The sequence below is a fragment of the Streptomyces sp. W16 genome, from assembly GCF_033194735.1.
GTDB lineage: Bacteria > Actinomycetota > Actinomycetes > Streptomycetales > Streptomycetaceae > Streptomyces.
The window spans coordinates 1-21,607 of sequence record NZ_JAWOAI010000120.1 but is presented as its reverse complement, the minus strand read 5'-3'; the positions used below and the strand labels follow the sequence as shown (position 1 = coordinate 21,607).

Genomic DNA, 21,607 nt, shown 5'->3' with positions numbered 1-21,607 from the left:
GCCAGCCCGCAGGCCAGCGAGGTCACGCCGAAGGCGGCCATCCCGCCCAGGAAGAGCCGGCGGCGCCCGAACAGGTCGCCGAGCCGGCCGCCCAGGACGAGCAGCACGGCGTACGAGACTCCGTAGCCGGCGACGACGAGTTCGAGGACGGCCTCGCTCGCCGAGAGGTCCCTGCCGATGGTCGGCAGGGCCACGTTGACGATGAAGAAGTCGATGAGGGGCAGCGCCGCGGCCAGCAGCACCGTGAACAGTCCGAGGCTGCCGAGCACGGGTGGCGCCGCCGGGGATCGGACGGTGCGGGAAGCGATTGTTTCGGTCACGCCGACGAGCCTGCGCCTCCTGCCAGACTGGTACCAGAGTGTCCTTATCCTGGTAGCAGGACTACCTGGAAACAGGGTCCGTACGACGGCAGACTGGAGTCATGACGACCATGGCACAGGAGACGGTGACAGGACGAACGGCGGCCCCGCAGACCGCGTCGACGATCCGGCGCCATGAACTCGCCGCGTTCCTGCGCCACCGCCGCGAGCACATCGCCCCCGAGCAGGTCGGCCTGCCGCGCGGCACCCGGCGCCGTACGCCGGGCCTGCGCCGCGAGGAGGTCGCGCAGCTCGCCGCGGTCGGCGTCACCTGGTACACGTGGCTCGAACAGGCCCGGGACATCCAGGTCTCCGTACAGGTCCTCGACGCGCTGGCCCGCACCCTGCTGCTCGACCGCAGCGAGCGCAGCCACCTGTTCCAGCTGGCCGACGCCATCGATCCGCAGCCGGCCACCGACTGCCCCGTCGTCACACCCGCACTGCAGTCGATGCTGGACCAGCTGGACCCGATCCCGGCCTGTCTGCAGAACGCCCGGTACGACATCCTCGCCTACAACCGCACCTACGGGATGCTGCTGTGCGACCTGGACGCGGTGGAGCCCGAGGACCGCAACTGCATGATCCTCTCCTACACGCACGAGGAGTGGCGGTCCTCGATCGTGCACCTGGAGAAGACCCAGCGGCTCATGGCCGCCCGCTTCCGGGGCTCGATGGCCGACCATCTCGCCGACCCCACCTGGAAGACCCTGCTCAAGCGGCTGCACACGTCCCCAGAGTTCTGCGAGGTCTGGGACCGCCACGAGGTGCTGGGCGCCAGCCCCCGCCGCAAGGAGTTCCGCAACAGCCACGTGGGCCGCCTCACGGTCGACCACACCGACCTGTGGCTGGGCCCTTCGAGAGGCCCGCGGATGGTGACGTACGCACCGGTGGACGAGGAATCGAGGCAGCGGCTGGAGCGGCTGCACGCGATCGCACGGGCGAGGTGAAGCCGACGTGAGGGAGGGGTCTCTCATGCCGCTGCCGGAGATCGACGCCGTCGTGTTCGACGTGCTCGGCACGCTCGTCGACGAACCCGCCGGTCTCCGCACCGGCATCCGCGCACTGGATCCGTCGCTCGACGCTCCCGAGGTCGAGCGGCTCCTGGCGCTCTGGCAGCGGCACATCGACCGTGAACAACGCCGCGTGCTCGACGGCACCCGGCCCTACGTCACCAGCGACGCCCTCGACCTGGAGGCCGCCCGGCTCGTCGCCGACGCCGTCGGAGTCACCGACCCGGCCGCCGTGACGGCACTGGCACTGTCGGAGCGCAGACTCCCGCCCTGGCCCGACACCGTGGCGGGGCTCGCCCGCATCGCCGAACGGTTCCCGCTGATCGGGCTCTCCAACGCGAGCCGGACAGTGCTGCTGGGGCTCAACGCCCACGCCGGACTGCGCTGGCACCAGGCCCTGTCCGCCGAGGACGCCCGGACCTACAAGCCGGACCCGGCGGTCTACCAGCTGGCCGTCACCGTCTCCGGACGGCCGCCGGAGCGGCTCCTGATGGTCGCCGCCCACGCCTGGGACCTGCGCGGGGCACAGCGCCTCGGCCTGCGCACCGCGTACGTCGCCCGCCCCGTCGGCGACCCGCCCACCGCCACGGACACCTTCGACCTGCACGCCGACGACCTGACGGACCTGGCCGACCAGCTCGACGGCGGCTGAGGACGTCCCCTTTTAACAGGGGAGCCACCGGTTCTCGAAGTGCGCGGGCCGGACGACCTGGACGACCTGGAGGAGTTCCGCCCCGGGAGGCGGACCGAGCCCAGTACCTAGACGGTGATCCCGGCCGCCTCGCGCACCTCGACGGACGACAGCTTCTCCGCCGTGCGCTCGGCGGTCCGCCGCGCCCAGGCGCCGCTGGTCACCGCCCCCAGCACCAGCACGGCCAGGCCGCACACCACGAGAATCCACCACCCGGGCCGCGCCGCCGACACGAACGTGTCCTTGTACGACGACGATCCGATTCCGGAGGCCAGCACCGCGCCGACCACCGCGACCCCGAGGGTCTGCCCCAGCTGCCGGCTCGTGGAGGCGACGGCCGCCGCGACCCCCGCCTGCGCCCGTGGCATTCCGGACACCGCGGTGTTGGTGATCGGCGCGTTCACGAACCCGAAGCCGATACCGAACAGCAGGTACCCGATGAACCGCGAGACGTTCGACGTCTCCGCCTCGAACCCGGCGAACAGCAGCGCGCTCACGGTCATCGCCGCGCCCGCGATCAGCAGGGATATTCGTGGCCCCCGACTACCGACCAGCCGCCCGGACAACGGCGCGCACAGGAACATGGGCACAGCCATCGGCAGCATCCACAGGCCCGCGTGCAGCGCGTCCAGACCGACCACGTTCTGCAGATACAGCGTGGACAGGAACAGGAAGCCGCCCAGCGAGGAGAACGCGCTGATCGCGATCACCGTGGCCCCACTGAACGGCGCCGAACGGAAGAAGCGCAGGTCGATGAGGGGTTCGTCGCGGCGCGGCTCGTACCGGAGGAGACCGGCGAGGGCGACCAGCGCGAGGATCGCGAAGGGCAGGATCGCGGTGAACCCGGAGTCCGGGGCCTCGATGATCGCGTACGTCAGGGAGCCGAACAGGGCGATCACCAGGAGCTGGCCGACCGGGTCGGCACGCCGGGCCTTCGGCGCGCGGGACTCGGGGATGAACTTCAGCGTGAGCAGCAGCGCGGCCACGCCCACCGGCAGGTTGGTCCAGAAGATCGAGCGCCAGCCGACCGAGTCCACCAACAGGCCGCCGATCAGCGGTCCTGCGGCCATCGATATGCCGACGACCGCACCCCACACCCCGATCGCGCGGGCCCGCTCGCGCGGCTCGGTGAAGGTGTTGGTGATGATCGACATGGCGACCGGGTTGAGCATCGAGCCGCCGACCGCCTGGATCATGCGGAACCAGATCAGCGCGTCCAGGTCGGGTGCGAGGGAGCAGAGCAGCGAGCCCAGGCTGAAGACCACCAGGCCGACGACGAAGACCCGTTTGCGGCCGATCCGGTCGGCGGTGGAGCCCGCCAGCATCAGCAGGGAGGCGAGGACGAGCGTGTACGCGTCGATCGTCCATTGCAGTCCGGAGGTGCTCGCGTGCAGATCGGTCTGCATCGCGGGCAGCGCGACGTTCAGGATGGTGACGTCCAGGCTCACGATCAGCAGACTCATGCAGCAGATCGCGAGCACCAGCATGCGGCGGCGTTGGCTGAGCTCGGGCATGCGGACCATCGTACGCGAAACTCGATAGTGCGTCTAACTAATGACTGCTACATGATCTCCGGCGGTACGCCACAATGGAGCAATGTCCACGCCCGCGTCCCCGCCCGTGTCGCCCTTGCAGATCGGCCCGCACACCGTCTCGCCGCCCGTCGTCCTGGCCCCCATGGCCGGGATCACCAACGCGCCCTTCCGCACCCTGTGCAGGTCCTTCGCCGAAGGCGAAGCATTCGCCGGAGGCGAATCAAAGGATGCAGCCAGCGGCGGTAAAGGCCTGTTCGTCAGCGAGATGATCACGACCCGGGCGCTGGTCGAGCGCAACGAGAAGACCATGCAGCTGGTCCACTTCGACGCGAGCGAGAAGCCGCGCTCGATCCAGCTGTACGGCGTGGACCCGGCGACCGTCGGCAAGGCCGTCCGCATGATCGCGGAGGAGGACCTCGCCGACCACATCGACCTCAACTTCGGCTGCCCCGTGCCGAAGGTCACCCGCAAGGGCGGCGGCTCCGCGCTGCCGTACAAGCGGAACCTGCTGCGCGCGATCCTCAAGGAGGCCGTCAGCGGGGCCGGGGACCTGCCCGTCACCATGAAGATGCGCAAGGGCATCGACGACGACCACATCACCTTCCTCGACGCCGGCCGCATCGCCGTCGAGGAGGGCGTCACCTCCATCGCCCTGCACGGCCGCACCGCCGCCCAGCACTACGGCGGCACCGCCGACTGGGACGCCATCGCCCGGCTGAAGGAGCATGTGCCGGAGATCCCCGTGCTCGGCAACGGCGACATCTGGTCGGCGCAGGACGCGGTGCGGATGGTGCGGGAGACCGGGTGCGACGGGGTCGTGGTCGGGCGCGGGTGTCTGGGGCGGCCGTGGCTGTTCGCCGACCTCGTGGCCGCGTTCGAAGGACGTGAACAAGACGTTCTGAAGCCGTCGTTGCGCGAGGTCGCCGACATCATGGTGCGGCACGCGACCCTGCTCGGCGAGTGGATCGGGGACGAGGCGCGCGGAGTCATCGACTTCCGCAAGCACGTCGCCTGGTACCTGAAGGGCTTCGCGGTCGGCAGCGAGATGCGCAAGCGCCTCGCCATCACGTCCTCGCTGGACGAACTCCGGTCCGGGCTCGACGAGTTGGACCTCGACCAGCCCTGGCCCGCAGGCGCCGACGGGCCCCGCGGCCGTACGTCGGGCAACAACAGGGTTGTCCTGCCCGACGGTTGGCTGAAGGACCCGTACGACTGCGCGGGGATCGGCGAGGACGCCGAACTCGACACCTCGGGCGGCTAGGACCTGTCCGGCCGATCATGCCGCAGACGCGGGGTGTGGTGCGCACATCTGCCGCGTTGTCGTCACTCGCCGACGTCCCCCAGCCTTCGGCCGGGAGGTGCCCCCACCGCGTCGCCTCCCTCCTCCGCCTTGCAGCTGCACGCACCACACCCCGCTCACCGGCGTCCATCAAGCACCGTCAGTTTCCTGCGACTTGACCGGCCGGACAGGTCCTAGTTCGTCTTCGGGTGGGGCGTCGAGCCGTAGGCCGTGAGGAACTTGTCGCGGAAGGCGCTCATCTTCCACACCGGGGCGTCGTGCGCGGGGCGCAGGCCGTCCGACCAGTTCCAACTGTCGATCTTCGCAAGGACCTTGGGGTCCTTGGCGACGATCGAGATCGGCACGTCACGGCTGGCGTGGTTGCCGCTGACCCGGGCGATCGGCTGGTGGTCGCCGAGGAAGACCAGCACGGTGTTGTCGTTGCCGTAGCGCTCCAGCCACTGGGTGAGGGAGTTCACCGAGTACTGGATCGACTTGCCGTACTCCTGGCGGGACTTGGTGGTGTCGGCGATGACGTCGGAGGCCTTGTTGCCGGCCTTCTCGATCGCGTCGAAGATCGAACCGTTGCCCAGCTGGTCCCAGGGGACGAGCTTCGGGATCGGCGCCCAGGGCTGGTGGCTCGACGTCAGGATGATCATCGACATCAGCGACTTGCCGTCGGCGCGCGGCTTGCTGTGCACCTGCTTCTGGAACTGCTCAAGGGTGTACTGGTCGGGCATCGTCGACCAGCTGAACTTCGGTCCCTTGTAGCCCAGTTGGAAGGCGTTGTAGACCTTGTCGAGGCCGTAGAAGCTCTGCTCCGGCCAGCCCTTCTGAATGCCCGGCATCACGCCGACGGTGTCGTAGTCGCCGGTCTTCTTGAAGGCGTCGGTCAGGCTCAGGTGGTCGCTGGCCATCACCGTGCGGTAGCGCTGCTGGTTGTTGACCCACAGCCCCGACATGGTCGTCGAATGCCCCAGCCAGCTGCTGCCGCCGTAGGTCGCCGAGGTCAGCCAGCCGCTCTTCGCCGCGAAGCCCGCCTTGGACAGGGCCTTGGTGTCGGCGGCGAGGGTCTCGTCGACACCGGGCGCCATGATCGGGTCCTCGATCGCGCTACGGCCGTAGCTCTCGATGAAGGTGAAGATCATGTCCTTGCCGCGCAGGTCCGGGACGAGCTGGCTGCCCGGGGTGTTGCCGAAGGCGTCGACCTTGGCGACCTTCTCGAACTCCGCCTCGTCGCGCAGGGTGTTGCGGATCGCCACGGTGCGGAGCTTGAGGATCGCGGCGGTGTGGTCGGCGGCGAACGGCACGCCGGAGACCTGGAGGCCGAAGGCCATGCAGGTGATCCAGACGGTGCCGGCGATCAGCACGCCCCGGGACGCCTGCGCCTTGTGGCCGGCCAGCAGGTTGCTGAGCCGGACCGCGGCCAGCGCGACCAGGACGATCAGCAGCAGCACGAAGAGGATCACACCGACCGTGAGGGCGGAGGTGACCGTCCCGCCGAGCGTGTCCGTGAGATAGCCGCGGGCGTCGGCGAACAGGCTCCAGTCCAGGACGACGTTGAAGCCCCGGCCCAGGTATTCGTTGAAGCCCATGTCGAGCATGTTCAGGATCGCCACGACGGCGGTCAGCGCGCCGGAGAACGCCGCCAGCACGATCCGCGGCCGGCGCGGCAGGCTCATCAGGACGACGGCCCCCATGATCGCCTCCGCCGGCAGCCGCATGAACTCGGCGGGCTTCAGGCTGTTCAACGTGGTCGGCATCTGCAGACACACGTAGACGAGGGCGGCGGCGAGCACGGTGACGGTCCAGGAGACGACACGCGCGGAGACGGGATGCTTCTCCCGCCAGCCCGCCATACGCCGCCGCAGTCCCAGCCGACTGCTCCAGGTGCGGGGGTTGGGGCGGGTGGGGCGGGGGGTGGTGGCGGGGGTGACTTCGGGCGCGGCGGCGGTCTCGGTATCGGCGTCAGCTTCGGGGGCCGGCTCCTCGGAGTCGGTGTCTGCGGCGTCGGTGTTCTCGGCCGGAGCTTCTACGGCTTTCCCGGTCTCGGCCTCGTCCCCGGTCTCGTCGCCCGGTATCGCTGTCGCCTCGCCCGGCGTCGACTCCGTGTCGACGTCGACGCCGTCGGTGATGTCGCTGTCGGTGTCCGGCGGCGGAACCTTGCCATCGGCTGCCCCGGCCGTATTCGGTGACTGGCTTGTGCTCGTGTGCTGAGGCAACCCGAAGGTCCTTCCATGAGGAGCCCGTAGTCGGAGTGGCGGCCCTTTGGGCCTGGCCGGCCAGACCCTCGCTGGGGAGGCAGGGCCGCCGTCATTCCGTACGAGTTGCCTCATGCGCCCGTTCACGGAACTGGGCAAACACCCGGCAAACGGCTTATCACCGTTGCGTCACGCGCCCCCTACCGCCGTGAGCAGCGCCAGCGGAGCCGCCGCCGACCTGGACTCCCGCACACACGCGTGCGGGTACGGAACCGGCTCCGGGTGGGTGTCGCGGCCGTAGCCCGCGAGGACCTCCGGGAGGCGGTGGCCGGCCGCGGTCGCCGCGTCGACCAGCGCGTGCGCGACCGTACGGGCCTCGTCGTGCAGGCCGTAACGCGACAGGCCCAGCGTGATCAGCGCGTTGTCGTGCGGCCAGACCGAACCCCGGTGGTAGGAGAGCGGGTGGTACGCCGCCTGCCCGGAGGCCAGCGTGCGGACGCCCCAGCCGGAGAAGAAGTCCGGTTCCAGGAGCCTGCGGCCGACCAGTTCGCCGTACTCCTTGTCCAGGAGCCCGGACCACAGCAGATGCCCCGCGTCCGAGGCCAGCGCGTCGACCTGACGGCCCTCCCCGTCCAGCGCCAGCGCCGGGAAGGAGCGGTCCCGCATCCAGAAGTCCTGCTGGAAACGGTCCCTGAGGTCGGACGCCGCCTGCTCCAGGAGCGCCGCGTACGTCTCGTCCTGCCACACCGTCCGCGCCACCCACGCGGTGCGGCGCAGCGCGTCGTACGCGTAGCCCTGGGCCCCCGCCGCCATCACGGGACCGCTCGCGCGGGTGCCGTCGGCTCCGCAGATGGCGCCGGGGGAGTCCTTCCAGTTCTGGTTGGCGAGGCCGCCCTGGTCGGCGCGGTAGACCAGATAGCCGCGGGAGGTCAGGCCGCCGTGGTCGAGCATCCAGCCGATCGCGGCACGGGCGTTGGGCTCCAGGCGGCGGGCGAGTGCCGTGTCGCCGGTCTGCTCGACATACGCGCCGAGCAGCACCAGGAACAGCGGGGTCGCGTCGACCGAGCCGTAGTAGCGCCCGTACGGCACCTGCCCGAAGTGCGCCAGCTCGCCGTGCCGCACCTCGTGCACGATCTTGCCGGGCTGGGAGACCGACTCCGGGCCCACCGCCGTCGCCTGTGTCGCGGCGAGCGCCGGCAGTGTGGCGGCGGCGAGTTGGGGGCGGTAGGGGAGGGCGAAGAGCGAGGTGAGCAGGGCGTCACGGCCCAGGAGGGTCAGGAACCACGGGGCCCCCGCCGCCGGTACCTTCAGCTCCTCGCCGTCGAGGCCCGCCGCCGGGACCTGGAGCGAGGCCAGGTCCGACAGGCCCCGGGCGCAGGCGGCGGCCAACTCGGGCCAGCCGGTGGGGAAGGAGACGCCCTGGACGTACTCGCCCTCCAGCGCGAGGAGTTGCTCGTTCAGCACGGACGGTGAGCGCGGTACCCGCAGGGCCCGCTTGTCGCCGTGCGGGCGGGCCATCACGCGCAGGGCCAGCTCGGCGGTGCCGTGCGGTTCGAGGTCCAGGGTCCATACGAGGCGGCGGGCGCCGGTGCCGGTCTCCTCGACGCCGTCGGGGGCCGGTTCGGCCGTGACCGTCGTACAGGAGCGCCATTCGCCGCGCTGGTAGGCGAACTCCACGCCGTCGTCGAGGACTTGGCGGGAGCGGGTGGCGCCGGTCTTCGCGTAGGTGCGGTAGTCGGAGCGCAGTTCGAACTGGTCGGTGAAGTCGGCGTCCGCGGTGACCGCGAGCCGGACCGTGGTCGGCACCGGCCGGTTGCTTGTCACCTTCAGCGACTCGACGAACGAGCCGTCACCGACGGCCTGTTCACGGAAGAGCGTGTGTGCGGGCGGCTCCTGGCGGCCACCGCGCGGGACCAGGACACAGCGCGCCATGTCCCCGTCGGCCACCGGTGTCAGTGCCTCCGGCACCGCGCCGTCGACCGTCAACTGCCAACGGCTCAGGTGCCGGGCGTCCCGTACGAATAACCCGTCCGGGGAACTGCCGCCCCGTACGCCGCTGATGTCCCCGCCGTCGCCCACGGCTGCGAACGTCCCGCCGTGCACGAGCAGATGATGCCGGTCCGTCATCCCCGGTCCCCTCCCTTGACTCTCTTGGCGACCTTGACTGCCTTGCCGTTCACTTCTGTGCCACGCGTGTCGAATCGGTGCCACGCATGTCGAACGTGCCGAGTCCGGTGCCGGACACGCGGTGTCCGGGGGGCTCGTGGAGCAGATCGAGGGTGAGCGCGGCGGTCCAGCTGAAGCCGGTCGCGCCGCACGCCTCGCCGTCGTACGGGTCGACGTACTCGGCGAAGTCGGTGGCGTCGGCGGTCTCCAGGACCGCCTCGCGCAGGGCGTCCGCCCGCGTCTGCTCGCCGTGCAGGCGCAGGCCGCGCTCCAGCAGCCAGCTCGTGTTGAACCAGGCCGGGCCGCGCCAGTACCGGTGCGGATCGAAGGCCTCGCCCAACAGGTCGTAGCTGGGCGGGAGTTGGGTGGTGTCGCCGAGCCCGAAGTGCGGGCCGGACGCCGTACGGACGAGGGCGCTGGTGATGTCCCGGGGCAGGTCGGGGAGGAGGAGGGGAATCAGGCCGGAGACGCTGCGCTCGGGGATGAGGGCGCCAGTGAGGGACCCGCGCCCCGCATCCGGCGTCTCGCCGCGCACATCGCGGCAGAAGAACATGCCCTCCGCCGGGTCCCACAGCCGCTCGATCAGCACGCCGGTGAGCCGCTCCGCGCGGGCGTGCCGGGCCGTGCCGGTCGCGCCCAACTCCCGTGCGATACGGGCGAGTGCGTGCTCGGAGGCGATGAGCAGGGCGTTGAAGGACGGGTCCTCCACCGCGAACTCGCTTGCGCCGTCGGCGTATTGGCCGTCCCGGTAGTCCGTCGCGAGGCGCACGTAACGGCCGTAGTCGAGGTCCGTCGGCCGGTCCTCGGCCGCCCCGTGGTCGAGGTCGGCGCGCCGGAAGGAGCGGGCCGGGGCGGGCGTGATCCGGCTCAACGGGGCGTCCCAGCAAGGGCTGTTGTCCATACCCTGTTCCCAGGGGTGCACGACGGACGCGAGCCCGCCCCCGCCGAGGTCGCGCCGGTGCAGCAGATAGCGGTGCCAGGCGGCCAGCCGGGGGTAGACACCGGCGAGGAAGCCGCGCGCGCGGGAGAGGCCCGGGTCCGCGCAGTGGACCAGCCACGCCGCCAGCGCGTGGACCGGTGGCTGCACGATGCCCGAGGTCTGTACGGTGCGCGGGGCGCCCGCGGTGTGCCCCGCGGTCGAGGAGCGCCAGAAGTCGGGGCTCGGGAAGTACGCGTCGAGCGGTACGGAGGGGTTGAAGACGATGTGCGGGATACGGCCGTCGCCCCACTTGGCGGCGAGCAGCGTCTCCAGCTCCGTCTGTGCCCGCAGGGGCGAGAGGTGCCGCAGTCCGATCGCGATGAACGCGGAGTCCCAGGACCACTGGTGCGGATACAGACCGCGTGAGGGGACGGTGGAGGCTCCCGTCCAGTTCCCTTCGAGTACGGCAGCCGCCCTGAGGTGCAGGGAACCTGACAAGGACGGCGGATCGTATACGAGGTCGTGCTCCACGGGGAGGGCTGTGAGCTGGGCAGTGCGATCCACTCGGGACTCCACGAAACACATCGAGCCGACCGGTTCGGTCATGGCTACCGTAGGGTTACGTCTATTTAACACGCAAAACTCAATATGTAATGCAGGGTTGAGAAACACAAGGGGGTGCGCATGACGGGAAGAGGTCAAGGGAGCGCCGGAGATCTGCTCGAACTGGTGCGCACCGGGCGCGCCACGACCCGCGGTGCCCTCCAACAAGTGACGGGTCTCTCCCGTGCGACCGTCGGCCAGCGCTTGGACCGGCTCTTCCGCGCGGGCTGGCTGCGCGAGGGCGCGGGCGGTCCCGTGGACTCCCCGCTGGGCGGTCGCCCCTCGATCACCCTCGAATTCGACGACGCCCACGCCGTGGTCCTCGCGGCGGACCTGGACACCCGCCACGCGCGCGCGTGTGTCCTCTCGCTCACCGGCGAGATCCTCGCGGAGCACGGCGGCACGCTGGTCATCGAGGACGGCCCGGACGCCGTACTCGGTGAACTCGGCCGCTGGTTCGCCGAGTTGCTGGAGAAGGCGGGGCATCAGGCGTCCGAGGTCTGCGGGATCGGACTCGCCGTCCCCGGGCCCGTCGACAGCGAGACCGGCCGGGTCGTCCAGCCGCCGATCATGCCCGGCTGGGACGGCTACGACATAAGAGGCCGCCTGGCCCGCGCCTTCACGGAACACACCGGCGCCCCCCGGGTCCCGGTCCTGGTCGACAACGACGCCAACCTCATGGCCTACGGCGAACAGCGCACCGGACACCCCGACTGTGCGGCCTTCGTCCTGGTCAAGGTCTCGACCGGCATCGGCGCCGGAGTGGTCGTCGGCGGTTCCATCTTCCGGGGGATCGACGGCGGCGCCGGCGACATCGGCCACATCCGCGTCCCGGCGGGCGCGCAGGCGCTGTGCCGTTGCGGGTCCTACGGCTGTCTCGCCGCCGTCGCCAGCGGTGGCGCCGTGGCACGACGGCTGGCCGAGACCGGGGTGCCGGCGGCGTCCGGCTCGGATGTGCGGGACCTGCTGGCGTCGGGCCATCCGGGAGCGGCGGCGTTCGCCCGCGAGGCGGGCCGACAGGTCGGGGACGTCCTGGCGACCGTGGTGACGCTGCTCAACCCCGGGGTTCTGATGATCGCGGGAGACCTGGCCGGAACCTCCTTCCTCACCGGCGTACGGGAGCTGCTGTACCAGCGGGCGCTGCCGCGCTCCACCGCTCATCTGCACGTACTGACCTCACGGCTCGGTGAGCGGGCCGGGCTGGTGGGGGCGGGTGCGCTGGTCGTGGAGTACCTGTACGCGCCGGAGCGGGTCGAGGAGCGGCTGCTCGCGCTGGGCATGTGAGGGCGGCGGGCGCGTGAGGGCCGTGGGGATGTGACGTCCGCGTTTCCGTCCGGAGACTCGTCCGGCGCCCGTCCGGATGGTGAAATCCGGGCGGTTGTGGAAGCGTGATTCTCGCCACCTTTGATAGAGGTGGCGCTCAGGTGAGCGGATCTTGCGCGGCTGCACTTCTCCAAGGGGTGGCACTGCGTGCCACCCCTTGATCGTTCATCGATCGAAAACAGGCGAGCCGCAAGCCGCTCGAATGAGCGGCAAAAGGTGCTGATGGGCCTGCTTGCCTTCAAGAAGTGAAAACATCCGGCGGTGTTCGCTTGCCGAGCTTTGACTTTCGATCCGCTGGCGGACTACCGGTTACAGACGCATGACATGCAAGTGGACGTACCCAGGCGCCTTCGATCTGGGTATGTTCCTGGCCGTCAGGGCAGCCACCCGCGTCCCGAGGAGTCGAGACCCGTGTCGGAAAACAAAGAACCCCACGTAGCGAAGTTCGTCTATGACTTCACCGAGGGAAACAAGGACCTCAAGGACCTTCTCGGCGGCAAGGGTGCCAACCTCGCCGAGATGACGAACCTGGGCCTTCCCGTGCCCCCCGGCTTCACCATCACCACCGAGGCGTGCAAGACCTACCTCGACAGTGGCGAGGAGCCGGCGGCACTGCGTGACGAGGTGAGTGCACACCTCGACGCGCTTGAGTCGACGATGGACAAGAAGCTGGGGCAGGCCGACAACCCCCTCCTCGTATCGGTCCGTTCCGGGGCGAAGTTCTCCATGCCCGGCATGATGGACACCGTCCTGAACATCGGCCTCTCCGACAAGTCCGTGCAGGGCCTGGCGAAGCAGGCCGGCGACGAGCGCTTCGCGTGGGACTCCTACCGTCGGCTCATCCAGATGTTCGGCAAGACCGTCCTCGGCGTCGACGGCGACCTCTTCGAGGAGGCCCTCGACAAGGCCAAGGAGGCCAAGAAGGTCACGGTCGACACCGAGCTGGACGCGGCCGACCTGAAGAAGCTGGTCACCCGCTTCAAGCGGATCGTCAAGACCGAGGCCGGCCGCGACTTCCCGCAGGACCCGCGCGAGCAGATGGACCTCGCCATCCACGCGGTCTTCGACTCCTGGAACACCGACCGCGCCAAGCTCTACCGCCGCCAGGAACGCATCCCGCACGACCTCGGCACGGCGGTCAACGTCTGCTCGATGGTCTTCGGCAACCTCGGCCCCACAGCTACATCGATCGGGGGCGGCACGGGCGTCGCCTTCACCCGCGACCCGGCCAGCGGCCACCAGGGCGTCTACGGCGACTACTTGCAGAACGCGCAGGGCGAGGACGTCGTCGCCGGCATCCGAAACACCGTGCCCCTCGCGGAACTTGAGCAGATCGACAAGGCGTCGTACGACCAGCTCATGCAGATCATGAAGACTCTGGAGAACCACTACAAGGATCTCTGCGACATCGAATTCACCATCGAGCGCGGCCAGTTGTGGATGCTGCAGACGCGGGTGGGGAAGCGGACGGCGGGTGCGGCCTTCCGTATCGCCACGCAGTTGGTGGACCAGGGGCTCATCGACGAGGCGGAGGCCCTTCAGCGGGTCACCGGTGCCCAGTTGGCGCAGCTGATGTTCCCGCGCTTCGACGACGAGGCGAAGGTCCAGCAGGTCGGCCGGGGCATCGCGGCCTCGCCGGGTGCGGCGGTCGGCAAGGCGGTCTTCGACTCGTACACGGCCGTGAAGTGGTCGCGTTCGGGCGAGAAGGTCATCCTGGTCCGCCGCGAGACCAACCCCGACGACCTCGACGGCATGATCGCGGCGGAGGGCATCCTGACGTCACGCGGCGGCAAGACGTCCCACGCGGCCGTCGTGGCGCGCGGCATGGGCAAGACGTGCGTCTGCGGCGCCGAGGAGCTGGAGGTCGACACCAAGCGACGCCGTATGACGGTGCCCGGTGGACATGTGGTGGAGGAGGGCGACGTCATCTCCATCGACGGATCCAGCGGCAAGGTGTACCTGGGCGAGGTCCCGGTCGTGCCGTCCCCCGTCGTGGAGTACTTCGAGGGCCGGATGCACGCGGGCGCCGACGACGCCGACGAGCTGGTCGAGGCGGTCCACCGGATCATCGGATACGCGGACCGCGTACGCCGGTTGAGGGTGCGCGCCAACGCCGACAACGCCGAGGACGCGCTGCGCGCCCGCCGCTTCGGCGCCCAGGGCATCGGCCTGTGCCGTACCGAGCACATGTTCCTCGGCGACCGCCGTGAGCTGGTGGAACGCCTGATCCTGGCCGACACGGACACCGAACGCGAGGAGTCCCTCAAGGCTCTTCTCCCGCTCCAGAAGGCGGACTTCGTCGAGCTGTTCAAGGCGATGGACGGACTCCCGGTCACCGTCCGCCTGTTGGACCCGCCGCTGCACGAATTCCTCCCGGACATCACGGAGTTGTCGGTCCGCGTCGCGCTGGCCGAGTCCCGCCAGGAGTCCCACGAGAACGACCTCCGCCTGCTCCAGGCGGTCCACCGCCTGCACGAGCAGAACCCGATGCTGGGGCTGAGGGGTGTGCGCCTGGGCCTGGTCATCCCCGGCCTGTTCACCATGCAGGTACGGGCGATCGCCGAGGCCGCCGCCGAACGCAAGGCGGCGAAGGGCGACCCGCGCGCCGAGATCATGATCCCGCTCGTCGGCACGGTCCAGGAGCTGGAGATCGTCCGCGAGGAGGCCGACCAGGTCATCGCCGAGGTGGAGGCCGCGACGGGCACGTCCCTGAAGCTGTCCATCGGCACGATGATCGAACTCCCGCGCGCCGCACTGACGGCGGGCCAGATCGCGGAGGCGGCGGAGTTCTTCTCCTTCGGCACGAACGACCTCACCCAGACGGTGTGGGGCTTCAGCCGCGACGACGTAGAGGCTTCGTTCTTCACGGCCTACCTGGAGAAGGGCATCTTCGGTGTCTCCCCCTTCGAGACGATCGACAGGGACGGCGTGGGTTCACTGGTGAAGCTCGCGGCGAAGGCCGGCCGAGAAACCCGCCCGGACCTGAAACTCGGCGTCTGCGGCGAACACGGCGGCGACCCCGAGTCGGTGCACTTCTTCCACGAGGTGGGACTGGACTACGTCTCCTGCTCGCCGTTCCGGATCCCGGTGGCGCGGCTTGAGGCGGGGCGGGCGGCGTCGGTGGCGCAGGGGAGCGACCACCGGTAGGCCGTACGGCCACTGGACGCCGGAGCCGTCGCCCGTCCCCGACCCTCACCGATGGGCGGCGGTTCCGGATCACGAAGGGAGGGGCGGCACCCTGTGCGGGGGTGCCGCCCCTCTCCGCGTGGTCTGCGGAAGCCGTAGAACCACAGGGTTCCCGGGGGCTCTACCCGCGTGCGGCCTTCCCGTCGTACGCGTTCTGGTGGCGTCGGATCTCGTCGTGGTGCTCGGAACTCCAGGCGGCCAGGTGCTGGATGGCGGAGAGCAGGGAGGCGCCGAGGTCGGTGAGGGAGTACTCGACGCGGGGCGGCACCTCCGCGTAGGCGGTGCGGTCGACCATGCCGTCGCGCTGAAGGCGCTTGAGGGTGAGGGTGAGCATGCGCCGGGAGATGGCGGGGATCGTGGTGTCGAGATCCGAGTAGCGGGCGTCGCCGCCGGCCAGGGCGCCGATGACCAGGATGCTCCACTTGTCGCCCACCAGGTCGAGGATCTCGCGGATGAAGTCCGCGTCCCGCTCGTCCCAGCGCTCACAGGGGCCCGCGAGGCGCAGTACGTTCGCCCGGGCCTGACCGGTGGCGGGTGCCCGGCCCTCGTCGCTGTTCACGGATGACGCCCTTTCGATGTTCCTGGGGAACATGGACATACCTTTTGTAACGCTGATTCCGTTCCTGCACAGTGGCTTACGCACCGGGCGCCAACGCCCTGGTCGAAGCGGTCGTCCCGCGCACAGGGCGGCAACCGCCGGGCCCTTCGGGCGTATTCCCGCCTCATCGCTCCGGCCCTGTTCCCACCTGCCGCGCGGGCACCGTACCCACCCATAGTGAAGGGACAACTCCGCCGTGGCCACGCTCCGCACACTCGGCACGTCCGACCTCGCTGTCTTCCCCCTCGCCCTCGGAGGCAACGTCTTCGGCTGGACGGCCGACGAGAAGCAGTCCTTCGCCGTCCTCGACGCCTACACAGAGGCCGGCGGCAACTACATCGACACCGCCGACGTCTACGCGGCCTGGATCGACGGTCTCAAGGGCGGTGAGTCAGAGACCGTCATCGGCAAGTGGCTGGCCGCACGCGGCAACCGCGACAAGTTCATCGTGTCCACCAAGGGCGGCATGCACCCGGACTACCAGGGCCTGTCCGCCTCTACCATCAAGGCCGCGGCAGAGCAGTCGCTGCGCCGCCTCGGCATCGACCACATCGACCTCTACTACTCCCACTACGACGACCCGTCCGTGCCCGTGGAGGAGATCGTCACGGCCCTGGACGACCTGGTGAGGGCCGGCAAGGTGCGCGCCGTGGCAGCCTCGAACCTCTCCGCGCAGCGGCTCCGGGCGTCCCTCGACTTCGCCGAGCGCGAGAACCTCGCCCGGTACGTGGCGATCCAGCCGGAGTACAACCTGGTCTCCCGCGACACCTATGAGGGCGCCCTCCAGGACGTCGCCGAGCAGGCCGGCGTCTCCGCGTTGCCCTACTTCGCGCTGGCCGCCGGCTTCCTGACCGGCAAGTACCGTCCCGGCGTCACGGTCGACAGCGCACGCGCCGACCTGGCGGCAGGGCCCGCGGTGACGGCGCGGGGCGTCGCGGTACTTGAGGCACTGGACACCGTCGCCGACGCGCACGGCGCCGAACCCGCCACCGTCGCCCTCGCCTGGCTCCTCACCCGCCCCACCGTCGCCGCCCCGATCGCGAGCGCCCGCGACCTGGCACAACTCCCGGCGCTCCTCGCCGTCCAGGACCTCACCCTCACCCATGAGGACGTCCACCTCCTCACGAAGGCCTCGGCCTGACACACCGCGAAGGGGCTTGATTCCGGCGCCCCTCAGGAACATGAACGATCCGCTCGCTCGACCAGCTCGACGCCGACGACTGGCGCCGGTCCAATCCGCGCTTCGAGGGCGACAACCTGGAGGCGAACATCCGGATCGTGGAGCAGGTGGACGACGTCGCCAAGCAGCTCGGCGCGACGCCCGCTCAGATCGCGCTCGCGTGGCTGCTCGCGCAGGGCGACGACATCGCGCCCATTCCCGGGACGCGCCGGATCGCCAACCTGGAGCAGAACGTGGTGGCGGACGAACTGGTGCTCTCGGCCGGGCAGTTGGAGCGGCTGTCCGAGGTGGCGGTACCGATCGGCGACCGGTATGCCGACATGAGCCGCATCAACCGGTAGTCCACGCCCGGCCGGAGGGATTCCGGGTGTCCCACGTCCCCGCTGCCGTCACTCGCAGGCGACCCCGTCGCCGTCCCGGTCGAGGTGGGAGTCGTAGCCGGGGTCGCCCCGGTGGAGAGGCGTGACGCCGGCGGCACGGGCGGCGGTGCAGTTCGCGTAGTACGTGCCGGCGCCTCCGCCGGAGCCGCTGTCATCGGAGCCGGAACCAGAACCAGAACCTGAGCCGGAACCTGAGTCGCTTCCCGCGGCGGCCTCGGCGGTGACCGTCTTGGTTACCTTGACGGTCTTCGTCGCGGTCACCGTGGGCGCCGGTGCCGGGGTGGTGGTCTCCGTCGCGGTCGCCGTGACGGTCATCGTCGGCTGCGGCTTGGCGGCGGCGGGCTTCGCATCGGCCGCCGTGTCCTTCTTCGTGTCCTGGCCGGCGCCGAGGCCGATGAGGAAGGCCAGCGCGAGGGCCGGGAGCACATACCGCTTGCGGGCCCAGCGGGGCGCGGACCGGACCGGTTGGGGCGTCGGTGGTACGGGTGGCATCGCGTACGGATGAGTCATCTCGTCCCCCTGTGTCTGATGTGGCATGGAACGTAACGCCGGGACCGGGCAGGTGAAGGGCGAGTGACCAACCTGTGATGGTCCGTGACGGTCGGATCACTCGGCGTGGGGGAGCGGGGCCGGTCCGGCTCTCGTACGCTCTTCGTGCACCGGGATGCACGCGTCGACAGAAGGGGCCGCCCATGTCCGGTTGGAACGAGAGGGCCGTCCCCGATCAGCGCGGCCGGGTCGCCGTGGTCACCGGCGCCAACAGCGGGATCGGCTACGTCACCGCGCGGGAGCTGGCCCGCAAGGGTGCCCGGGTGGTGCTCGCCTGCCGGAGCGAGGTGCGGGGGAGCGAGGCCGCCGACCGGATCGTCGCCGAAGTGCCGGGAGCAGAGGCCCAGTTCGGGCGGCTGGACCTCGGAGACCTGCGCTCCGTACGGGAGTTCGCGGCCACGTTTCCGTACGAGCGGCTGGATCTGCTCGTCAACAACGCCGGGGTCATGGCGATGCCGTACGGCACGACGGTGGACGGTTTCGAGACCCAGTTCGGTGTCAACCACCTCGGGCACTTCGCGCTGACCGGGCTGCTGCTTCCGGCGCTGCTCGACGCGCCGGACGCCCGGATCGTCACGGTCTCCAGCTTCATGCACGCGCTCGCCAACATCGACATCGACGATCCCAACAGCGAGCGCCGGTACAGCCGTTGGACCGCCTACTCCCGTTCCAAGACCGCCAACCTGCTCTTCACGCACGAGCTGGCGCGGCGGCTCGCGGCGGCCGGTTCGGGGGTGGTCGCGACCGCCGCCCATCCCGGTTACGCCGCCACCAACCTCCAGACCGCCGGGCCGCAGGCGGAGGGACGCAGGGGCGCCGAGCGGCTCATGGAACTCGGCAACCGGGTCTTCGCCCAGCCGGCGGAGGCCGGCGCGCTGCCCTCCCTCTACGCGGCGACCGCGCCCGACGTGCACCCCGATTCCTTCTACGGCCCGCGACTCGCCATGTGGCGCGGGGCACCGGCACGCTCCTGGCGGGCACCCTGGACCCTCAACGACGCGATGGGGCAACGCCTTTGGGCGGCTTCGGAGGAGCTGACGGGAGTCGTGTACGGCCAACTCAAGGCGTAGGAGCGGGTGTTACGGACGCCCTCGCGGATGTGGTCCGTGGTAAGTCTGACTAAGCCTTGACTGCTGCGGCCGAGCTGGCGGCCGATCTGGCCGCCTGCTCGATCTTCGCGCAGTAGGCCGCGCGGGCTTCCTCGTTGATCTGCTGCTCGTGTTCGGGGCGCATCCCGGTCCGGCCGTCGAGGCCCTCGCGCAGGATGTCGGCGTGCCCGGCATGCCGGTTGGACTCGCCGAGGACATGGACCATGACGGCGAACAGGTTCGTGTGGGAAAAGGGCTCCGGCCACCACGGCACGTGGCCGGGGGCTTCGAGGGAAAGCTCGTTGATCGTCGCGTCCGAGTGTTCCCACGTGCGCCGGTAGAACTCGACGATCTGATCGCGGGTCTCGTCCTCGGCGGCCCACAGGTCGTTGCCGTTGTGGTCCTGCCACCGGGGCAGCGGTTCCGGGGAAGGGCGATCGAAGACCTCGCCGAAGTACCTGGCCTCGACGGCGGCCACGTGTTTGACCAGGCCGAGGAGGTTGGTCCCGGTCGCTGTCAGAGGCCGGCGGGCGTCGTATTCGGACAGGCCGTCGAGTTTCCAGAGCAGCGCCTCGCGGTCCCGCCGCAGTCTCCCGTGCAGGTTGTCCTTCGCGAATTCATCGATCATGCGGCATGAGCCTGCCATGGGCTGCTCGTGGTCTCAAGATCCCGTACGTAGGTCATGCATGCCGTGGATCAAGGGGACCGGTCCCGCCGTAGCGCCGCCACCAGCAGTTCGGTGAACTGTGTCGCCGACCAGGACGGCCGTCGCCCCGTCGCCGTCTGCACCTGGGCCTCGCGCTGACGGAAGACCGGGTGGTCGACGGGGACGTACGCCACGCCCTCGGTGGAGGTGTCCTGCCTGATGTGGCCGAGATCGCCGAGATCGCCGACGAGCGCGAGGCCGCCTCCCGCGCGGACGAACTCGTACTGCGGGCCGAGGCTGTCGCAGACCAGCGCGGGGCGGACCGTGAGCCCCTCCAACTGCGCCCCGATGTCGAAGAGTTCACGCTGACTCGTGCCCGGCGAGGCCAGCGCGAGCGGGTAGCCGCACAGGTCCGCGAGGCCGATGCGGTCGCGGCCGGCGAGTTCATGGCCGAGCGGGACGATCGCGGCCACCGGGACCACGACCGCGCACTCGACGCGGACGTCGTGCTGCGGGCCCATCGTGTACGTGACGGCGACATCGGCGAGGCCCTCGACCACACGGCGGGTCGCCTCCTGGCGGGCGACCACGTCCACGCGGAAGGCCACGTCGGGATGGGCCCGCCGGAAGTCGGCGATCGCCCGCGGCACCAGTCGCCGCGCGAACCCCTCCGAACAGGCGACGGCGACACTGCGCGCCTCCGCGCCCCGGCCCGTCCTCAACTCCTCCAGGAGCGTGGTCGATTCGGTCTCGGCACGGCGGGCGTGGGCCAGCAGCCGGGAGCCCGCCTCGGTCAGGGTCATCCCGCGCGGATGCCGGGCGAACAGCGGGACGCCGATGCCCGACTCCAGTTTGGCGACCTGTCTGCTGATCGCAGAGGGCGCGACGTTCAGGGCGTTCGCCGCCTCGGTCACCGATCCGGTGCGGGCGACCTCCAGGAAGTAGGCGAGGTTCACCGGCAGAAGCTGCATAGGAGGTCCCCTGTGGTAATGCCTGTAGTCACGTCTGTGGTCACGTGATGCGTTGCCGAAAGTAGAACGCATCACGTCACAAACGGCAATGGTCGCAGGCTCGGATCCGCCCTACTCTGCTGGGACGACGAGAGCGCACCGCCCGCCCGACCGCCGCCCTCCCTGGAGAAATCTTCCCGTGATACCTGAGAAACTGGCGCGTAAAGCCGAGGAGTTCGTCGACTCCGGTGCCTTCTTCACCGAGCTGGCCACCATGGTCGCGTACGCCACGGAGAGTTCCCGCCCCGAGAGCCGCCTTGCCATTGAGGCATACCTCGACGAGTTCCTGACCCCAGCCCTGACCGCCCTCGGCTGCGAGGTCGCGCGCTACGACAACCCCGATCCGGCGGCCGGCCCCTTCCTGGTCGGCACCCGCGTCGAGTCCCCAGAGCTGCCGACCGTGCTCGTCTACGGCCACGCGGACGTCGTCGAGGGCCAGGCGGGCCGGTGGAGCGAGGGCCGCGACCCGTGGACGCTGACCGCCGAGGGTGAACGCTGGTACGGGCGCGGCGCCGCCGACAACAAGGGCCAGCACTTGGTCAATCTCGCCGCCCTGCGTCTACTCCTCGCCGAGCAGGGCGCGTTGGGCTTCAACCTGACCTTCCTGCTGGAGTCCGGCGAGGAGATCGGCTCACCCGGACTCGCCGAATTCGCCGCAGCACACCGGGAGTTGCTGCGCGCCGACGTGCTCGTCGCCTCGGACGGACCACGCCTGGACGCCACCACACCGACCCTGTTCCTCGGCGCCCGCGGCGGACTCCAGCTCCAACTCACCGCGGATCTACGGCCGGACGCCTACCACTCCGGCAACTGGGGCGGCCTGCTGCGCAACCCCGCGACCACCCTCGCCGGCGCTGTCGCGACCCTGGTCGACGGCCACGGCC

Annotated in this window: 18 protein-coding genes; 9 read left to right on the top strand and 9 right to left on the bottom strand. The window is 70.1% G+C overall.

What is annotated here, in order from left to right; translation table 11 throughout:
- The coding region (locus R6V09_RS18215) for an MFS transporter (protein WP_317882463.1) at positions 1-320 on the bottom strand (320 nt) is incomplete at its 3' end.
- Positions 321-421: 101 nt separating this feature from the next.
- On the opposite strand from R6V09_RS18215, the gene R6V09_RS18210 reads away from it, so the two are divergent.
- Positions 422-1,306: a helix-turn-helix transcriptional regulator gene (locus R6V09_RS18210; protein WP_317882462.1), complete on the top strand. Its 885-nt coding sequence runs from the start codon at positions 422-424 to the stop codon at positions 1,304-1,306.
- A gap of 25 nt (positions 1,307-1,331) precedes the next feature.
- Positions 1,332-2,021, top strand: a complete 690-nt coding sequence (locus R6V09_RS18205; RefSeq protein ID WP_317882461.1) for a haloacid dehalogenase type II — start codon at positions 1,332-1,334, stop codon at positions 2,019-2,021.
- A 107-nt stretch (positions 2,022-2,128) separates the two neighbouring features.
- On the opposite strand, the gene R6V09_RS18200 is transcribed toward R6V09_RS18205, so the two are convergent.
- Complete coding sequence (locus R6V09_RS18200) at positions 2,129-3,574, bottom strand: MFS transporter (RefSeq protein WP_317882460.1); 1,446 nt, start codon at positions 3,572-3,574, stop codon at positions 2,129-2,131.
- An 82-nt stretch (positions 3,575-3,656) separates the two neighbouring features.
- Between R6V09_RS18200 and dusB the strand changes: the two genes are divergently transcribed.
- Positions 3,657-4,856, top strand: coding sequence for a tRNA dihydrouridine synthase DusB (dusB, locus tag R6V09_RS18195; protein ID WP_317882459.1), 1,200 nt, complete (start codon positions 3,657-3,659; stop codon positions 4,854-4,856).
- Between the two features lie 212 nt (positions 4,857-5,068).
- Here dusB and R6V09_RS18190 read toward each other — a convergent pair whose 3' ends face one another.
- The 3 genes from R6V09_RS18190 to R6V09_RS18180 form a co-directional block, all read right to left on the bottom strand.
- Positions 5,069-6,733 carry a sulfatase-like hydrolase/transferase gene (locus tag R6V09_RS18190; RefSeq protein ID WP_317882465.1) on the bottom strand — a complete coding sequence of 555 codons (1,665 nt, stop codon included), beginning with the start codon at positions 6,731-6,733 and terminating at the stop codon, positions 5,069-5,071.
- A gap of 531 nt (positions 6,734-7,264) precedes the next feature.
- Positions 7,265-9,202 (bottom strand): amylo-alpha-1,6-glucosidase, encoded by a 1,938-nt coding sequence (locus R6V09_RS18185; protein ID WP_317882458.1) that lies wholly within the window; start codon positions 9,200-9,202, stop codon positions 7,265-7,267.
- Between the two features lie 49 nt (positions 9,203-9,251).
- Positions 9,252-10,724: an MGH1-like glycoside hydrolase domain-containing protein gene (locus tag R6V09_RS18180; protein ID WP_317882457.1), complete on the bottom strand. Its 1,473-nt coding sequence runs from the start codon at positions 10,722-10,724 to the stop codon at positions 9,252-9,254.
- 120 nt (positions 10,725-10,844) lie between these two features.
- Here R6V09_RS18180 and R6V09_RS18175 point away from each other — a divergent pair, with 120 nt between their 5' ends.
- Entirely contained in the window at positions 10,845-12,047 is a 1,203-nt protein-coding gene (locus R6V09_RS18175) for an ROK family protein (protein WP_317882456.1), read from the top strand.
- Between the two features lie 450 nt (positions 12,048-12,497).
- Entirely contained in the window at positions 12,498-15,233 is a 2,736-nt protein-coding gene (gene ppdK, locus R6V09_RS18170) for a pyruvate, phosphate dikinase (protein ID WP_317882455.1), read from the top strand.
- Between the two features lie 160 nt (positions 15,234-15,393).
- Here ppdK and R6V09_RS18165 read toward each other — a convergent pair whose 3' ends face one another.
- Positions 15,394-15,831, bottom strand: coding sequence for a winged helix-turn-helix transcriptional regulator (locus tag R6V09_RS18165; protein WP_317882454.1), 438 nt, complete (start codon positions 15,829-15,831; stop codon positions 15,394-15,396).
- Between the two features lie 235 nt (positions 15,832-16,066).
- Between R6V09_RS18165 and R6V09_RS18160 the strand changes: the two genes are divergently transcribed.
- Positions 16,067-17,011: an aldo/keto reductase gene (locus tag R6V09_RS18160; RefSeq protein WP_317882453.1), complete on the top strand. Its 945-nt coding sequence runs from the start codon at positions 16,067-16,069 to the stop codon at positions 17,009-17,011.
- Between the two features lie 47 nt (positions 17,012-17,058).
- On the top strand, positions 17,059-17,391 hold the full coding sequence (locus R6V09_RS18155; protein ID WP_317882464.1) for an aldo/keto reductase: 333 nt from the start codon (positions 17,059-17,061) through the stop codon (positions 17,389-17,391).
- A gap of 48 nt (positions 17,392-17,439) precedes the next feature.
- Here the strand turns inward: R6V09_RS18155 and R6V09_RS18150 are convergent, their stop codons facing one another.
- On the bottom strand, positions 17,440-17,940 hold the full coding sequence (locus tag R6V09_RS18150; protein WP_317882452.1) for an excalibur calcium-binding domain-containing protein: 501 nt from the start codon (positions 17,938-17,940) through the stop codon (positions 17,440-17,442).
- A 182-nt stretch (positions 17,941-18,122) separates the two neighbouring features.
- Here R6V09_RS18150 and R6V09_RS18145 point away from each other — a divergent pair, with 182 nt between their 5' ends.
- Positions 18,123-19,049 (top strand): oxidoreductase, encoded by a 927-nt coding sequence (locus tag R6V09_RS18145; RefSeq protein ID WP_317882451.1) that lies wholly within the window; start codon positions 18,123-18,125, stop codon positions 19,047-19,049.
- Positions 19,050-19,098: 49 nt separating this feature from the next.
- Here the strand turns inward: R6V09_RS18145 and R6V09_RS18140 are convergent, their stop codons facing one another.
- Both R6V09_RS18140 and R6V09_RS18135 read right to left on the bottom strand, forming a co-directional pair.
- Positions 19,099-19,695 carry a DinB family protein gene (locus R6V09_RS18140; protein WP_317882450.1) on the bottom strand — a complete coding sequence of 199 codons (597 nt, stop codon included), beginning with the start codon at positions 19,693-19,695 and terminating at the stop codon, positions 19,099-19,101.
- 68 nt (positions 19,696-19,763) lie between these two features.
- Positions 19,764-20,684, bottom strand: a complete 921-nt coding sequence (locus tag R6V09_RS18135; protein ID WP_317882449.1) for a LysR family transcriptional regulator — start codon at positions 20,682-20,684, stop codon at positions 19,764-19,766.
- 178 nt (positions 20,685-20,862) lie between these two features.
- On the opposite strand from R6V09_RS18135, the gene R6V09_RS18130 reads away from it, so the two are divergent.
- On the top strand, positions 20,863-21,607 hold a 745-nt coding region (locus R6V09_RS18130), incomplete at its 3' end, for a M20/M25/M40 family metallo-hydrolase (RefSeq protein WP_317882448.1).